Source organism: Kitasatospora sp. NPDC057738 (genome assembly GCF_042798815.1).
In the GTDB taxonomy this organism is placed as follows: domain Bacteria; phylum Actinomycetota; class Actinomycetes; order Streptomycetales; family Streptomycetaceae; genus Kitasatospora; species Kitasatospora lactacystinica.
This window is the reverse complement of record NZ_JBHVJT010000019.1, coordinates 42088-57127: the sequence shown is the minus strand read 5'-3', so window position 1 is coordinate 57127 and position 15040 is coordinate 42088. Positions and strand designations below refer to the sequence as shown.

At 67.9% G+C, this 15040-nt stretch carries 19 protein-coding genes and 1 pseudogene; 14 read left to right on the top strand and 6 right to left on the bottom strand.

Annotated features, from left to right (window positions below; all coding sequences use genetic code 11):
* Nucleotides 1-115: 115 nt before the first annotated feature.
* The 4 genes from ACFVGO_RS13175 to ACFVGO_RS13160 all read right to left on the bottom strand — a co-directional run bounded on the left by ACFVGO_RS13175 (nt 116) and on the right by ACFVGO_RS13160 (nt 2082).
* On the bottom strand, nt 116-247 hold the full coding sequence (locus ACFVGO_RS13175; RefSeq protein WP_380356212.1) for a hypothetical protein: 132 nt from the start codon (nt 245-247) through the stop codon (nt 116-118).
* A gap of 522 nt (nt 248-769) precedes the next feature.
* Nucleotides 770-961 (bottom strand): DUF397 domain-containing protein, encoded by a 192-nt coding sequence (locus ACFVGO_RS13170; RefSeq protein ID WP_359906203.1) that lies wholly within the window; start codon nt 959-961, stop codon nt 770-772.
* A gap of 70 nt (nt 962-1031) precedes the next feature.
* Nucleotides 1032-1223 carry a DUF397 domain-containing protein gene (locus ACFVGO_RS13165; protein ID WP_359906206.1) on the bottom strand — a complete coding sequence of 64 codons (192 nt, stop codon included), beginning with the start codon at nt 1221-1223 and terminating at the stop codon, nt 1032-1034.
* A 10-nt stretch (nt 1224-1233) separates the two neighbouring features.
* Nucleotides 1234-2082 (bottom strand): helix-turn-helix transcriptional regulator, encoded by an 849-nt coding sequence (locus tag ACFVGO_RS13160; protein WP_359906209.1) that lies wholly within the window; start codon nt 2080-2082, stop codon nt 1234-1236.
* A gap of 256 nt (nt 2083-2338) precedes the next feature.
* Here ACFVGO_RS13160 and ACFVGO_RS13155 point away from each other — a divergent pair, with 256 nt between their 5' ends.
* The 4 genes from ACFVGO_RS13155 (at nt 2339) to ACFVGO_RS13140 (ending at nt 5298) form a co-directional block, all read left to right on the top strand.
* Nucleotides 2339-2701, top strand: a complete 363-nt coding sequence (locus ACFVGO_RS13155; RefSeq protein WP_359906212.1) for an ATP-binding protein — start codon at nt 2339-2341, stop codon at nt 2699-2701.
* The gene (locus ACFVGO_RS13150; protein ID WP_359906215.1) at nt 2701-2943 is read left to right on the top strand and encodes a hypothetical protein; all 243 of its coding nucleotides are present in this window, start codon (nt 2701-2703) and stop codon (nt 2941-2943) included. Before ACFVGO_RS13155 ends, ACFVGO_RS13150 begins: the two co-directional genes overlap by 1 nt.
* An 876-nt stretch (nt 2944-3819) precedes the next feature.
* Nucleotides 3820-4377, top strand: coding sequence for a hypothetical protein (locus tag ACFVGO_RS13145; RefSeq protein WP_380631770.1), 558 nt, complete (start codon nt 3820-3822; stop codon nt 4375-4377).
* A gap of 48 nt (nt 4378-4425) precedes the next feature.
* The gene (locus ACFVGO_RS13140; RefSeq protein WP_380631831.1) at nt 4426-5298 is read left to right on the top strand and encodes a TIR domain-containing protein; all 873 of its coding nucleotides are present in this window, start codon (nt 4426-4428) and stop codon (nt 5296-5298) included.
* Between the two features lie 14 nt (nt 5299-5312).
* Here the strand turns inward: ACFVGO_RS13140 and ACFVGO_RS13135 are convergent, their stop codons facing one another.
* Nucleotides 5313-6188 carry a hypothetical protein gene (locus tag ACFVGO_RS13135; protein WP_380631768.1) on the bottom strand — a complete coding sequence of 292 codons (876 nt, stop codon included), beginning with the start codon at nt 6186-6188 and terminating at the stop codon, nt 5313-5315.
* A 490-nt stretch (nt 6189-6678) separates the two neighbouring features.
* Between ACFVGO_RS13135 and ACFVGO_RS13130 the strand changes: the two genes are divergently transcribed.
* From ACFVGO_RS13130 to ACFVGO_RS13100, 7 genes and pseudogenes are all read left to right on the top strand, one after another.
* Nucleotides 6679-6927, top strand: coding sequence for a hypothetical protein (locus ACFVGO_RS13130; RefSeq protein ID WP_380631766.1), 249 nt, complete (start codon nt 6679-6681; stop codon nt 6925-6927).
* Entirely contained in the window at nt 6899-7423 is a 525-nt protein-coding gene (locus ACFVGO_RS13125; RefSeq protein WP_380631764.1) for a DUF6879 family protein, read from the top strand. The genes ACFVGO_RS13130 and ACFVGO_RS13125 overlap by 29 nt, the downstream gene beginning before the upstream one ends.
* A 28-nt stretch (nt 7424-7451) precedes the next feature.
* A pseudogene (locus tag ACFVGO_RS13120) lies at nt 7452-8299 on the top strand (helix-turn-helix domain-containing protein).
* 117 nt (nt 8300-8416) lie between these two features.
* Nucleotides 8417-8872 (top strand): glycine-rich domain-containing protein, encoded by a 456-nt coding sequence (locus tag ACFVGO_RS13115; RefSeq protein ID WP_380356230.1) that lies wholly within the window; start codon nt 8417-8419, stop codon nt 8870-8872.
* Nucleotides 8873-9009: 137 nt separating this feature from the next.
* Complete coding sequence (locus ACFVGO_RS13110; protein WP_380631829.1) at nt 9010-9705, top strand: class I SAM-dependent methyltransferase; 696 nt, start codon at nt 9010-9012, stop codon at nt 9703-9705.
* Nucleotides 9702-10844 carry an ATP-grasp peptide maturase system methyltransferase gene (gene tgmC, locus ACFVGO_RS13105; RefSeq protein WP_380631761.1) on the top strand — a complete coding sequence of 381 codons (1143 nt, stop codon included), beginning with the start codon at nt 9702-9704 and terminating at the stop codon, nt 10842-10844. Before ACFVGO_RS13110 ends, tgmC begins: the two co-directional genes overlap by 4 nt.
* A gap of 100 nt (nt 10845-10944) precedes the next feature.
* The gene (locus ACFVGO_RS13100) at nt 10945-11487 is read left to right on the top strand and encodes an NUDIX hydrolase (protein ID WP_380631759.1); all 543 of its coding nucleotides are present in this window, start codon (nt 10945-10947) and stop codon (nt 11485-11487) included.
* A gap of 237 nt (nt 11488-11724) precedes the next feature.
* Here the strand turns inward: ACFVGO_RS13100 and ACFVGO_RS13095 are convergent, their stop codons facing one another.
* Nucleotides 11725-11922 (bottom strand): hypothetical protein, encoded by a 198-nt coding sequence (locus tag ACFVGO_RS13095; protein WP_380631757.1) that lies wholly within the window; start codon nt 11920-11922, stop codon nt 11725-11727.
* Nucleotides 11923-12043: 121 nt separating this feature from the next.
* Between ACFVGO_RS13095 and ACFVGO_RS13090 the strand changes: the two genes are divergently transcribed.
* The 3 genes from ACFVGO_RS13090 to ACFVGO_RS13080 are packed head-to-tail and all read left to right on the top strand — an operon-like array spanning nt 12044 to nt 14819.
* On the top strand, nt 12044-12871 hold the full coding sequence (locus tag ACFVGO_RS13090; RefSeq protein ID WP_380631755.1) for a hypothetical protein: 828 nt from the start codon (nt 12044-12046) through the stop codon (nt 12869-12871).
* A gap of 44 nt (nt 12872-12915) precedes the next feature.
* Entirely contained in the window at nt 12916-13956 is a 1041-nt protein-coding gene (locus ACFVGO_RS13085) for a DUF4232 domain-containing protein (RefSeq protein WP_380631753.1), read from the top strand.
* Between the two features lie 59 nt (nt 13957-14015).
* The gene (locus ACFVGO_RS13080) at nt 14016-14819 is read left to right on the top strand and encodes a hypothetical protein (protein WP_380631752.1); all 804 of its coding nucleotides are present in this window, start codon (nt 14016-14018) and stop codon (nt 14817-14819) included.
* The last annotated feature ends 221 nt before the right edge of the window (nt 14820-15040 follow it).

The window sequence follows — 15040 nt, the reverse complement described above, 5'->3', positions numbered from 1 at the left end:
AACTGTGATCACCTGAGGGGGGCCCCGGTTCTTTTTCCCCCCCCCTCCCCCCCTCTCCCCCCCCTCCGGGGGGGGGCGCCCCCCGCTGCGGGGTCGGGCCGGTCAGGAGCCTCGGTTACCTCTCGACCATGAAGGAGCGGGGGTGCGAGTTGAACCTGACCGAACGGCCGGCGGGGACGTTGAACAGCAGGCTGGTGCAGTCCTCCCGCCAGTAGAAGCGGACCGCGCTGTCTGTCGCGTTGTTCACGCCCGACAACGGCCCCTGCGCCTCCCTCGGCACTTCGTAGCAGCCTGCGGGCGGGTCGACGTACGGCACGCCCGGGCCAAGGCCCGACCCGTCAGGGAAGATCACGTTGTAGAACGTCAAGGTGCCCGTGGCGGCCTGGGCGGACGTGGGGACGGCTACGGCCAACGTCCCTGCAGCGATGAGAGTGCCGAGCGTTGTGACGAGTCGTCGCATGATGAGACCTCCTGTGCGCAGGGGTGCCGGGCGCATTCCGCGATCACTGCCAAACGTAATGGGATGTGCGCGAATCGTCACCGGCGTGAAGAGGTGCGAACGGCGCGAAGGCTGCTGCTGCGGCTGCGGCTGCGCAAGGGCTCGTGCGGCGGGCGGCCACCGGGCTTCGACGAGCAGCGGTACTTCTGCCAGGTGGACTCAGGCATTGTTGTTTTCCGTTTCCTTCCTGGCTGGGGGCCTTTGCCTTCGCGGTGCCGTGGTTGCGCCCCTCGCCCTGGGTGGGCGAGGGGCGTTGCGGGGTTGGGGCGGTCAGGCGTGGTGGTCGAATTCGCCGGCTTTGAGGCCGTGGAGGAGGGTGGCGAGGGTGGTGGGGGTGGTGCGGAGGATGAGGTGGCCCTCGTCGGACTCGCGGAGTTCGATCGCCCCGGTGGTCGAACGGATCTCCACGCACGCGTTGTTTGCGCCGGAGTAGCTGGACTTCTGCCAGGTGGACTCAGGCATTGTTGTCTTCCGCTTCTCGACTTGCGCCCCTCGCCCGGGGTGGGCGAGGGGCGCTGCGGGGTTGGGGCGGTTAGGCGTGGTGGTCGAATTCGCCGGCTTTGAGGCCGTGGAGGAGGGTAGCGAGGGTGGTGGGGGTGGTGCGGAGGATGGTCTGCCCCTCGTCGGACTCGCGGAGTTCGATCGCCCCGGCGACCGTGCGGACCTCCACGCAGTTCTCGACGTTGCCGCTGAAGGAGGACTTCTGCCACTCGGTGTCCGTCATATCGGGCCTTTCATAGGTTCTGTGCGATCTTGTGGATCAAGTTGCGAGAGTCGGTTTCGCCGAGTGCCGAGGCTTCGGTGCGATCGAAGATGTAGCGGTAGCTGTTCAGCTCGCTGACGGCATCGAGGTATTCGGGTCCTTGGGAGGACTCTCGTTCGACCGTGTCGAGTTCAGGGACGGCGCCGAAGGAGTAGGTGAGGTTCTCGGCAGCTCCAGGGAAGGTTTCGACGTCGAAGGGTACGACTCGGACGGTCAGCCAGGGCAACTCGGAGTCTTCGAGCAGAGAGGAGAGCTGCTCCTTGAGGGTTGGAGTGCCACCGAACCGTGTCCAAAGGACTGACTCGTAGATGAAGAACGTCGTCGGCTTCGGGTTGCGGCGCAGGTCTGCCTTGCGTTGCATTCTGAACGCCGTACGCGCTTCCACCTCATGCCGAGGCAGGGGAGGGAAGACGCGCCCGAAGACGGCCGATGCGTAGCTGAGGGTCTGACAAGGTCCGGGCATGTGCGTGAGGAGCCACAGTTTGAGTCCGTGGGAGGTCTTTTCCAGCTCCGCGTTCTCAAGGACGCCATCGGGGACCGTACCCCGATACTCCTCCCACCAGCCCTTGGACCGGTCCAGGACTATGGTTTCCAGCGCGTCGACCAGAGGTTCGTTCATGCACTTGCAGGCAGCAGCGAAGGAGCGGAGCCGGTCAGGGCTCACGCCGACCTTGGCTGCTTCGATCTGGCTGACCTGAGTCCGGTCGATACCGAGAGCTCTGCTCAGGTTGGAAGTCGAGAGTCCGGCAGCCTCGCGCATCTTTCGGAGTTCGGTCCCGATGCGGAGTTGGCGAAGCGTCGGGTGTGCTCGTGGCGGCATTGGCACCTTCCTGGCCCGGTGTGGACCAAGTCTGCCGCGCTGTTGTGCGCAGGGTCCACCTGGGGGTGAATCTATCCGGAACTGGGATCACATGTGATTCCGATGGAGTATGGTCGATCTCACATCGATCCGACGGATCGTCAGTAACGCCTGCTAGCAAGCACCGCAGAGCAGCCAAGCCCTTCTCCACCGGCCTGGCTCACGGCGACACATGTTCCGCCGGTTCCTCCCTCACTCACGCCTCGGGAGAACTCCCATGCGTCACATCAACACCCCCACCATTGCCATCGCCCGTCAGACCCTCCACAACAGCATGACCCGCGTCGGCTGGTCCCCCTCCGTCATCTCCGACGCGCAGCTCGCCCTCTGCGAGCTGCTCGTCAACGCCTGGCGGCACGGGGACACCCCCGCCCCGCTCGTCGAGATCATCTCCATCAACGGCTCCCTGCGGGTCTCCGTCACGGACGGGAGCCCGATCCTCCCCGCGACCCCGCCGCTCTCCCTGCTCGCCGAGTCCGGCCGGGGCCTGCAGTTGGTCGAGGGCCTCACCCACCGCTGGGGCGTCGACCCCCACGAGCGTGCCAAATCCGTCTGGTTCGAGCTGGACGGCGCCGCGTGATGGCCCGCCGTCACCCGATGCTGCCGACCGACCCCCGGATCCGGCACTACACCGACGCCCACATCAGCACGCTCCTCGCCGAAGTCCAGGACCGGGGGCGGAAGTTCGGCCTGATCTTCCCCTCGGCCGGCACCGACCGGACCATCGACGGCCGCGTCCTCGTCCGCTTCAACACCGCGCCGGCCTCGACGCTGTTGAACCTCCTCGTCCTTCTCCTCGACGCGGAGCGGGACTTCTCGTGAGGTTCCTGATCGGGACGGCCTTCGCCGTCCTCCTTGCCGTCGCGCTCTCCATCGTGGCCCTGGGCGTCGTCAACGCCCTCCGCACGACCCCGCCCGACGAGGACGCCTGACCCCGCCGGCCCCCGCCGCCCACGCGCCGGGGGCTGCGGCACTGCTCCGGGCCCCGAAAGGCTCACTTCTTGCTTCCTGCCAGCGACTCTCTAATGAGCCCTGAACGCGCGAAGGCCGATGCGGCGCGTTCAGGGCCCCTGCCCGTCAGCTGCATATTGTGACCAGCCTCGCGGTGTCACGGGTTCGCGCCCCGGCCAGTTGATCATGCCACCCTCCTCGCGCCTCCCCGCACGCTCTGCGATACATGCAAGAAGTCCGGATACGGCGAGGAATGGGCCCCGCCGGACGGCGGGAATTCAGCCGGCGCCCATCAACCACGGCTGCCGGACGGAGTGTCAGGCAGTGGGCTCGTCGGAAGGTCCCAGCAGGTGCTGGATGGGCTGGAGACGTCCTACCACTGCGGCGTAACGCGGACGGCAGCACCGGTCCTCGGTACGGCCAAGGACCCGATAGCCGCCCTGCTCTCCGCGCCGCGCGGCCTGACGGTGGCCCCGAGAGAACCGCGCCCGGCGTAATGGTGAGGCCGGACCGGGCAGCGGGGGGCACCCCTTGGCGGCTCGGCATCTTTGGGATGGTTTGAGATATTTTGTGAGCTTTTGGCAATCATTGCGACAGGCGGGCAAGATCACAATGGGCAGTCGAGAAATCCTATTGAATAATTATTCGCGACTTTCGCCTGTTCGTCGGATTATCTCTGTGCGCAAGCTGGCGGGATCTCCTGCGCCATGCTTCAATACCAAGCGAAGCGGCGCCATGGAGACTCCGATGATCGCAGCAATGGTAACTGCCTGTGCCAGCATTCTGATTGCCGTAATGGCCTACTGGCTGAATCACCAAGGAGAAACCCGCAGATCTCTGAGGAAGGCGCAAATCGACCGGGTGAGCAGTCAATTAAAAGACCTCTATGGTCCGCTTCTCATTCTCGCGGAAACAAACGAGAAGGCGTGGAGCGAATATCGCAGGCGCTACATTTTACCCGTTGGTTCCGGTCTGGATGAGATTCCGCTGCCAGAACTAGAGGAGAAACGGTGGCATACGTGGGTAGAATCGGTGTTCGCCCCGACGGCCCAGAGGATGCGAGAGATCGTCACTACTCGGGGTGATCTGATTATCGGGGGAGAAATGCCGCCCGTAGTCCTGGAGTTTTGCGCGCACGCAGCGACCTATAACGCCCTCCTGGCGAACTGGGAAGCCGCCAGTCCAAGCAAATCAACCCTGATTCGCCATCCAGGAAACGGATTTCTTTCCTATATTCGCGAGTCGTACGGGTCGCTCAAGGCGGAACAGGCGCTTCTGCTCAAGGCGGCGCGCGAGTCCGGGTGATCATAATTCGACCAACAGGCATTTTGAACAAAATAGAAGGAGGCTGCTATTAAGGTATTTCTGAGCTGGTCCGGAGAGCGCTCCAAAAGAACTGCCGAAGCCCTTTGGTCCTGGTTGCCAGATGTTCTTCAATATATTAACCCGTGGCTCTCCAGTCTGGATATTTCTGCAGGGAGGAGGGGAGTTCGAGAGATCACCGACGAGCTTTCTGAGACAAATTTTGGTATCATCTGTACAACCCCTGAGAATCAAGCTTCCACTTGGATTAACTTTGAGGCCGGGGCCCTTTCTAAGCAGGTCGATGAAGGCTATGTGGTCCCGTTCCTGATCGGCATGAAAGCTACCGACCTCATCAGTCCTCTCAGTCAGTTCCAGGCCATCATCGGAGACAGCAAGGATGATGTGCAGAAGCTCCTTTTTGACATCAATGAAGCTTCGAATGGCCTGGCAATATCGCGCGAAAGATTGGAACGTGCCTTCCGGAGAAGCTGGCCGGAGCTCGAGAGCAACATGAGGAACATCAGCGCACTTTCGTCACGGGACAGCCCGTCGAACACGGTCGAGCGATCCGAGGCCGACATGACTGAGGAGATCCTCCTTATTGCCCGACAGCTCGATCACCGTATGGCAGAGATCGAGAGATGCACGCTACAGGCAGACGGGGCGCCGCGGCGTTCTCCTCGGGAAATTCGCCGGATCAGCGAAGAGAAGTTCATTGCCTCCTCATTCGCAAAGATCGGCTGGGAGGCCGTACGCTCCTCCTGGGAGGCCGACACCGTAGTAATTGTCGCGCAGATTTCAGGAGGGTCATCGCAGTCGATTTCACGCGATTTTGTCGAGCGGGTCGCCAAATCCCTGGGGCGAGAGGTGGTCGTACGGGGGGAGGCCGGGAATGTGATCATTCGCAGCCTCCTCCCGTGATAAAAAATACGTTCCTAGCGCTCGAATTTTACCTCGACCGGCAGCGGCATCTTCTCCCTCTTTCCCAAGCGTCGAAGGCGCAATTCTCCGGCCTTCTCTGGTTCAACCCAGGCGTTCCACGCCTTGATATAGATTGCCACCTGGTCCCGCATTTCCATCCTGCGCTTGGAGGAGCTCCGTCTCGGCGTTTCTCTCGGAACCTCCCGCAGAGCAAGCCTCGCATCACCAGGATCCAGACTCGCGCCCGACTTGAGACCCGAGATCCATTCGTCGAGTTCTGCAGCAGGTGCTACCTCGGTGGTCACGAAATATCCCACCGCCACCGCCGTCTGGCTCGCGAAAAGGTGTTTCGAAAGCTCGCGACCGATGCTCACGGCCTCCCCGTACCTGTCTTTATCCTCGTTGTACGCGGCCAGGATCCGGTCGTTCGATACGTAAGCCCGGGTGCCACTCCAAGGGTCGTTCGGAATCATCTTGAAGAGAAGTACGTGACGGATTGTGGCGGAAAGCAGGGGCCGGTACTTCGCGCCTGTCGACAACAGCGTATCCGCTGCACTCCGACTCCTACCGGTGTCGAGAACCGGAAAAATGTCATTTGACAGCCCATCGACAACGAACATCTCCACAGGAGCGTTGGCTTCGATGATCGCATGGAGGCGATGCTGGCCGTCGATAAGTACGCCGTCCTTGTCGAAGGCGATTCCCTGATGAGTCAACTTCCATTCGCCGCGGAGAATGGCCTCCGCCAGGGCTCTCACTCGCCCCATGTCCAGGCGTCGGTTGACCGAATTCCGGGACAGAAAAGTTCCGGCAATATCGGGGGTTACCTTGATGATTCGCGAGACGGGGTTCTCCTTCGGCTCCCCCGGCCCTTCAATGGCGATAGTCATCCTCTGATCGTAAGGTCGACAGCTTTGAACTCCCCATTTTTGATCAAAAGTGATCAATTTTGCTCAATGGGTCGCTATCTTAATATCGTCGATGCCCAACTCGGCACGGTAAGGTCCGCTTGGTGGGATTGGGGGCCACCTCCGACTGGAGTTCAGGTATAGCGCGGACGGGACCCGCACCACGGGGCTTGCCCAGGATCGGCACAGCGCTACGGACAGACTGAAGGGAGACGCGCCCCGAGCGCGAGTCGCTCCGCCGACGTCCTGGCCCGGCGATCTCTCGCGGCCTCGCTCGCTGCACCATCCCAACCAAGGGGAGGCGCGCCGTGCCTATTTCTACGTTGATGTACCCGAACACGGTGCTCGCCAACGCCATTTAGGACGCTGACCGGGCCGGCGGTCGCTGCGTGCGGCGGGAGTCTTGACGGCGGTCGTTCAGCGGGGAATTGTCGAGCAAGTCAGAGCAATCCACTGGCAAGAGGGGGCCGGCGTGGCACTACGGTTGATCGGGATTGACCCCAACACGGGGGACGGGGACGACGAGTGCCCGACCGTCTGGTACGACGACGAAGCTGACGAGATCGTCGTGCAGGGCTGGAAGGCCGCCGAGAAGCTGCGCGCCAAGTGTCTGGAGACCGGCAGCATCCCCGATTCGGAGGATGTGGTCCGGCTGCCGGCGCGGATGGTGCCGATTTTGAGGAAGGCGTGCGATGCCGCCGAAGGTACCGACGTTCGCTGAGCAACTGGCCGCCGCCCGCTCCAGCGCAGTCCACTTGGAGATGCGCGACTCCTACAGTGTGGCCAAGGAGACCGGGCCCTTCGCGGCGTGGCGGGACGGCTTCCGCCACGACCCTGACGACCGTACGTCCTGGTGGCGCCCGTGGCTGACGCTGATCGAGGAGACCGTCGCCCGGGGCGTCGAGGTCCGGCGCGTGCGGATCGTGTCCGAGCCGGTGTCGGAGTACATCAGGTTCGAGTACTCCGGCACCTTCACCAACATCGCCGCGGGCGAGCAGATCCGGTGGCTGCCCCGGCGGCAGGCCTCGCACATCGCCTTGCCGGGCAATGACTTCTGGCTGTTCGACAGCGAGTCGGTGCGGTTCAACCACTTCACCGGTGATGGGGAGTCCGCCGGGCCGTCGTTCAGCGACGACCCGGCGGTGGCCCTGCTGTGCGCCACCGCGTTCGAGGCGGCCTGGGAACGGGCCGTGCCGCACGAGAACTACACAGTCTGACCACGTCAAGACCAGCCACGGCAGCATGATGTCGATCTCCCCGTCATCCAGCGTCCAGGCCGCCCGCAGGGCCCTCGCCGCACGCCTTGGCGAGCTGATGCGCGACGCCGGGCTGAAGGGTGGGGAACTGTCGGCCCGCTGCGGTTGGCACCCGGCCAAGACCTCTCGCATCCTCAACGCCAAGGTCGCCCCGTCGGACTCCGATATCCGCGCCTGGTGCGAGGCCTGCGGGGTCGACGACCAGGCGCCCGACCTGATTGCCTCCAACCGGGCGGTGGACTCCCTGTACGTCGAGTGGCGACGCATCACCCGTACGGGCCTGCGCCAGGCGCAGGAAGCCCGGGTGCCGCTCTACACCCGCACCCGCCATTTCCGCGCCTACTCCTCCCGGGTCGTCCCCGGCGTCCTGCAGACGCGGGAGTACGCAGACGCCCTGCTGCGCACCGTGGCCGATGTCCGTCATACCCCGGACGACGTGGAGGCCGCAGTCGAGGCCCGGCTCGCCCGTTCCAGAATCGTCCTCGAGGGAGGGCGCCGCTTCGTCGCGGTCATCGAGGAGTCCGTCCTGCGATACCGGATCGGCGACGACGAGGTGATGGCCAGCCAACTCGGCCACCTCTGCGGGCCATGTCGATGCCGTCGGTGTCGCTGGGCATCATCCCGTTCACGGCCGCCCGCACCATGTGGCCGACGGAGACCTTCAACCTCTTCGACGATCGGCAGGCGGGGGTGGAGCTGTTGTCGGCCCAGGTCACCGTGACCGCACCCAGCGGCCTCGCCCTCTACGCGCGGACGTTCGCCCGCTTCGCCGGGTTGGCTGTGCACGGCAGCGCGGCCCGTGAGCTGATCACCGCCGCGATCGACACGCTGAGGTGAAGCGGCCGCAAGTTTTTGCAACTTCCTTGAGTGCCAGAGGGGTTGGTCCGTAGCTTTCACAGGGCCGCCGGGCAGTGCCCGGCGCCACCAGGTGCCCCAACAGCAGTCGGAGGAACCATGGCAACCGCAGTTGCGCCCACCGACCCGACCGTCGGACCGCTCCGGAACGTGCGCGACCACATCCCCGCCGATCTGTGGGGAAAGCAGATCGGCCTGCTGATGCGCGACTACCCGTACGACTCCGTCATGGCCGCCCGCGTCCTCGGCCAGGGCTACGCCTACCTGCTGACCGCGATGGCCCACCGTGGCGAGCGTCTGAGCCTCGGCCCCAGCGCGCTGGTGGACATCGGCGTCCACACGATCATCCTGGACACCGTCGCCTACGCCGAGCTGTGCCGGACCCACAACGACGGTTACTTCCTGCACCACGTGCCGGCCGTCGAGTTCAAGGACGACGGTACGGTGCTGCGCACCGCCCGGCTCATCGCGGCTGACGGCTGGGACGTGGACCTGCCGTTGTGGGCCGACGCCGCCAACTGTAGCCCCTGCCACCCCGGCAACGACTCGCACTGACCGGCCGGCTGCGGTGGTCCCGGCCCGGCCGGGGCCACCGCCACGCGGACGGGTGGTCTTCGCCCGAATCCCTGCGCCCGGGCGCGCCGGGCACCAGGATGGCCCGGGTGACGACCACCTCACCCGCCCAGGCCGCCATGCCGGACCTCTGGCACCACTACGGCCGCACCCGCGCCGACGCGGACCGGGCCGTCCCCGGCTCCTTCCGCTGGGTCTGGGCCCAGGACGGCGGGCCGGGGAGCGAGGTGCTGGGCGACGTCACCGGCCTCGTACTGGCCGACCTCGGCGCGGGCGCCGCCCGACACGCCGCCCACCTCGTCGCCCACCACGAGCCGGCCCGGGTCGACGCCATCGACGCCTCTCCCGCCCAGCACGCGATGGCCTGCGACCTCTACGGTCACCTCGCGCCGCGCCTGCGCACCCTGCGCACCGGCGTGGTCGAGCACTTGGAGGTGCACCCGGATGCGTACGACGTCCTCTACTCCGTCTTCGGCGGCCTCGACTTCGCCGACCCCCGCCGGCTGCTGCCCGCCGCTGCCCGCGCCCTGCGTCCCGGCGGGCTGTTCGCCGCCTCCACCCTGGGCCACTACCTCGGCGGAGCGCCCGCCGAGCCGGACGTCCGGCACGCCGACATTCCGGCCCGCACCCCGGACGGCACTGCGACGACGATGCGTCGCTGGGTCCTCCAGGAGCACGTCTGGACGAAGTTGCTGGACGAGGCCGGGTTCACCGCGATCAGCATCGATCGGCTCCCCCCTGCCACTTCGGGCGCACGCTCGGCCGACACCCTGCTCGTCAGGGCCTACACGCTCCAGAAAGGCCGTGACACATGAGCACACCGGCTGAACTCCGCGCCTCTCTGGCCGACAGGCTCACCGAGAACGGTGCGCTGACCGAACGCGAGTGGCAGAGCGCCGCGAGGGCCGTTCCACGGGAACTCTTCGTCGGAACCCACTTCGCCCCGGTCACCGGCAGCGTTCCGACCAGCTACCGCCCCGTCCGCGAGGGCGAGCCCGGATGGCTGGAGGGGATCTACGACGACCGGACGCTGGTCACCCAACTCGACGGCCGCATCGGGCCCGAGGACACGGCCGGGGAAGCCGTGACCGGTATCCCGTCCTCGTCGTCCACCCTCCCGTCCGTGGTGCTGCGCATGTGGCAGCAACTCGACGCCGAGGCCGGGCACCGGGTGCTGGAGATCGGCACCGGGACCGGATACTCGACCGCCCTCGGCGCCCACCGCCTCGGGGACGCCAACCTCACCAGCATCGAGTACGACCCCCTGGTCGCCGCGGCAGCCGCGGCAGCGATCAGGACCGCGGGATTCTCCCCTCGACTGATCGTCGGAGACGGGCTGCGCGGCGACCCGGACGGGGGCCGGTACGACCGGCTCATCGCCACCTGTTCGGTTCGGTACATCCCCCTCCCATGGCTCCACCAGGTCAAGCCCGGCGGTCGAATCCTGGTCACCCTCTCCGGGTGGAGCTGTGCGAACGCCCTCGCGCTGCTCGACGTCACCGGACCCGGCGAGGCCACCGGCCGGTTCCTCACCGACCAGACCAGCTTCATGATCGCCCGCCCGCACGACCGGCCGCCCCGTCCAACGCTGGACCTGCTGCCCGGCGACGAGTCCCCGACCCTCATCGACCCGGCGACACTCGACAGCTGGACGGGCGGCTGGGTGGCCCAACTCGCCGCGCCCGCAGCCGTCCGCACGGGTGTGGGGGCCCGGCAGATCCTCTGGGACCTGTCCACCGGATCGCAGGCACGGACGGCACCCGGCCCCGGCGGCGGGTGGACCGTGACGCAGCGCGGGCCCGTCCGCCTGTGGGACCGGGTCGAGCGCGCGGTCCAGTGCTGGCAGGCGGCCGGTGAGCCGCACCAGGACGGTTTCGGGATCACCGTGTCGGCGGCCGCACAGCGCGTCTGGCTCGGCACCGAGGACGGACCGGGCTGGGACCTTCCTGTCTGAGCCGGGTGCGAGGTACGAGAGGACCCGGCGCTACTTCACGTTCAAGGCTCACGAAGCCATCGCGGCTACGTGGCTCGACTTCTACAACAGGTGAGATCCCTTGGCCATCACGGCAGACCACATCAGCACCACGCTCACGGCGTACCTCTCCCGCTTCCCCGAGGACGAGGCGAACCTCGCCGTCGCCCTGGAACTGCTGGCCTCCGGCGGCGACGCGGACGTGACCAGCCGGAAGGAGTTCCGGGGCCACGTCACCGCCGGGGCCCTTTTGGTCAACGACAAGCGGGAGGTTCTGTTCATCCACCACCGTGTCCTGGACACGTGGGTCCCCCCGGGCGGGCACCTGGAGCCCGAGGACACCACGCTGGTCGGCGCGGCCCTGCGCGAGCTGACCGAGGAGACCGGTGTCGGCGCCGAGGGGCTCGCCGCCGACGGTCCCCTTCACATCGACGTGCACACCATCCCGGAGAACCCCGCCAAGGGCGAACCGGAGCACCGGCACATCGACGTGCGGTTCCTCTTCCGGACCGGCGGCGCGGTGCCGGTCACCCTGCAGGAGGAAGAGGTCACCGGGTACGCCTGGCGGCCCGTCGAGGGCATCGCCGACGAGACCCTGCGGGCCCGGGTCCTGGCCGCGCTGTAGCACTTGGTCGCCCCGCCCGTCCGCACCCCGTGCGGACGGGCGGGACCTCAACTGCCGTCGAGTCGCGCTGAGCGGCCGGCTGCGGTGGTCCCGGGTCGGCCGGGGCCACCGCCACGCGGACGGGTGGTCTTCGCCCGGGCCCCTGGACCCTGTGCCCGGCCCGGCCGGGGTGCCGGACACCCCACGGCGCAGGAAGTCGGCCGGTCCGACTTCCTGCGCCGAACCCGTGACGTGGGGCTACGCCCTGCCGCGCAGGAGGTCCGCGATGCGCGCGTCGACCTGCTCGCGGTCGTAGCCGCGCCACCTGATCGGGAAATCCGGCCGCGGTGGCGGTGAACCGGCTTCGGACAGGGCGCTGAGATAGCGGTCGACCTCAGGGCGGTCGTAGCCGCGCCGCACAAGGTCGAAGCCGCGGAACTCCGGTGATGTCGACACCTTGCGGGTCCTCCGATCCGGCCTGCCCGAGGCAGGCCACTGGGGTCGAGCCCGGTCCGCAGGGCCCACCGGACCGGTTGGCGCGTGAAAGGCGTCAGGCTTCTTGATCTTGTCATATGGATTGCGTCAGGAGCCGCGGGACGGAGAATTCCGCTGCCTAGCATCCAACTTCTCCGAGAAGAAGGATGGTTCCGACGTACAACCCCTGTCCCGCCTGAAACGCGCCCTGGCCTGCGGGGTCGCCGCGGTCGCCGTGGTCTCCGGCCTGACCGCGCAGGCCCAGGCCGTGCCTGCGGCAGCCCCCGCGGCGGCCCCCGTGGACAAGACCTGCGGGACCCCGGCCTCGCCGGGCGGCGGCAACTGCATGACCGCGCTGATCAACTCCGCCTTCGACACGATCAGGCTCATGCACAACGCCGCCAACCTCAACAAGCTGGACAACGCGGAGTTCACCCGGAGCACCGCGACGAAGTTGAGTGCGAAGCTCCCGGGATTCAACGTCATGGTGTTCAAGACCGTGGGTACCGACCTGTACGACACCGAGTGGTTCAGGAACGAGTACAAGGCCGACATGAAGGGGGTGCTGCTCGACACCACCTACAAGCTCAACCACTTCATGGACAAGGAGAAGAAGGAGCCGTCCGGCTACGACGTGTTCCGGATCTGGGTGTTCCAGGGGGACTCGACCTTCCGCAACCGGGGCGACGGCGGCTACCTGAACTGGGCGTTCACCGGCAACGACGGCGACACCGTCAAGAAGCAGCCGTGGACCTGCCGGTCCGGCGCCGCGCGGCCCTACAAGTGCGACGGTGACGTGCGCACCGTCCACTTCCCCGCCCGGTCCGGCTACGGCACCAGGACCGGCAGCCTGACCCCCGAAAGGACGGCGGGCCGCCACCCGGCGAGGAGGCCGGCACGGACCGTGGCAGGGCTGTTGCACACGAAGTGACGCGGCTCACTGCCGTCCGGCGCGGGGCGTGATCGACTCGGCCGATGCGCCAGCCCTCCATGCCCCGACCTTCGCTGATGGTCCGTCACTTCGCCGCCGCCGGCGCCGCCCTGCTGCTCGCGGGCTGCGGCACCGCGACCTCCGGCGGCACCGCGACGACCGCGGCCTCCGGCGGCGGGCCGGAGGCCTCCGGCAGCCCCGGGTCGTGCGGCACCCCGCTGCCGGGCGCGCCCGGCGCGGCGCAGCCGACGGCGCTCGCCCAGGGCGGGGTGCGGATCACCGCCGTCGGCCGCACCTGCTTCGAGTACGAGGTGACCAACTCGAACAGCGAACCCTACGACTACACCGTGGTGTTCAACGGCCCCGATCCGAGCCGCGGCGCGGCGGTGTTCGGCAGTCCCGGGTCGGGCGGGGGAGGGAGCCTCACCCGGACCGTCACCGGGCTCGCCCCCGGCGCCACCGAGAAGGGGCGGATCGACCTGGCCGCGCCCGGCCCGCCCGGGTCGGGCTCCCGTCCGGGCGCGCCCACCCCGGGACAGCCCGACAACCCCCGCCCGCCGAAGCCGGAGCTCCTCAAGGTCCGCAGCGTGCCCACCGCCGAGGCGCCCGGCGCCGGCGGCCCCTGCCCGCCCTCCGGCCTGCGGCTGTACGCCGACGAGGGCGACGCCGCCATGGGCCTGCGCGTGGTCGGCCTGCACCTGCGCAACTGCGGCACCGCCGTCGTCACCCTCGACGGCTACCCGCAGGTGCAGCCGCTCGACCTCGACCACAAGCCCCTCGACGGCGTGCGGATCCTGCGCGGCGGCGCCGAGATCGCCTCCGGCACCGGCGCCGACGACCCGCCGCGGAAGATCGCCCTGCGCCCGGGAGAGGGCGCCCGCACCACCCTGGTGTGGCGCAACACCACCGAGGCCGGTGCCGGGGAACCGCTCAACGCCCCCTACGTGCGGGTGCGCGCCACCCCCGACGCGGCCCCCGTCACGGTCGTCCCGGAACTCGACCTCGGCACCACCGGACGCCTCGGCGCCGGCGCCTGGACCAGGGAGGACACGAACGACACGCCGTCACCGCGCCCGGCACCGTGACCGCACTGTGATCGAACCGTCGTCAAGCGCCGCAATCAAGATCACTACGGTACGGCGGTATGTTCCCCACCGATCCTGACCAGCGGCCCGACGACTCCTCGCCCCGCCCCCAGCGGGTCTGGCCGCGCAACCTCGCGTTCGCCCTCGCCGCCGCCGCGGTGACCGTCGGCGCCTTCACCCTGCTGCGGCCCTCCGGCGAGGAGGGCGGGGGAACGGCGGCCCCGTCCGCTGCCCCGGCCGTTTCCGAGTCACCGGCCCCGTCCGCTTCCGCGTCGGCGACGGCGTCCGCGTCCGCGTCCGTTTCCGTCACGGCTTCCGCCGCCGCGGCCCGGGCCTCCGCCACCCCGGACGCCTCCCTGTTGCCGCTCGACCAGCTGTTCCCCGCCCAGGTGACGGCGGCCGGCGGCGAGGTCTACACCAGGGTCGGATCGACCGTCATGAAGTCCTGCGTCGAACCGGACTCGGTCGGCCCGCGGCTGATCGGGATGATCCGCGCCTCCAAGGGCTGCCTGGGCGAGCAGATCGCCCTGTACACCGACAGCGCCAAGAACCAGTACAACCTGGCCGTCTTCACCATGGCCGACCCCAAGGACACCGTCCACCTGGTCACCACCCTCAGCATGGCCTTCGACGACTACCAGGTCGGCGCCCAGGCCCCGCCGCCCGCCTCGGGTCTGACCACCCTGCCCCCGGACAGCGGCATGGTGCAGGCGTTCTCCGGCGCCGGCCGGGCCATGGTCGCGGGCCTGGGCCAGTGGGCCGACGGCCGTGCCGGTGACTACCAGACCCTCGTCGACAAGCACCTGAGCCCGCTGCAGAAGGCGGTCGCCCAGGCCGTCTTCGCCCACGAGTCCGGCCGCTGAGTCGCTGAGTCGCTGAGTCGCTGAGTCGCTGAGTCGCTGAGTCGCGGAGTCGCTGAGTCGCTGAGTCCGATGACCGGCCGAGCCCCGCCGAGCCCCGCCGAGCCCGCCGAGTCCGGCCGGCCGTCCGGTCGGGCCGGGCGGTGCGGGACCCGGCGGCCCGGCACGCTCCCCCGTGGCGTGCCGGGCCGCCGGCGCGGAACGGAACTCGACGTTCCGCTGCG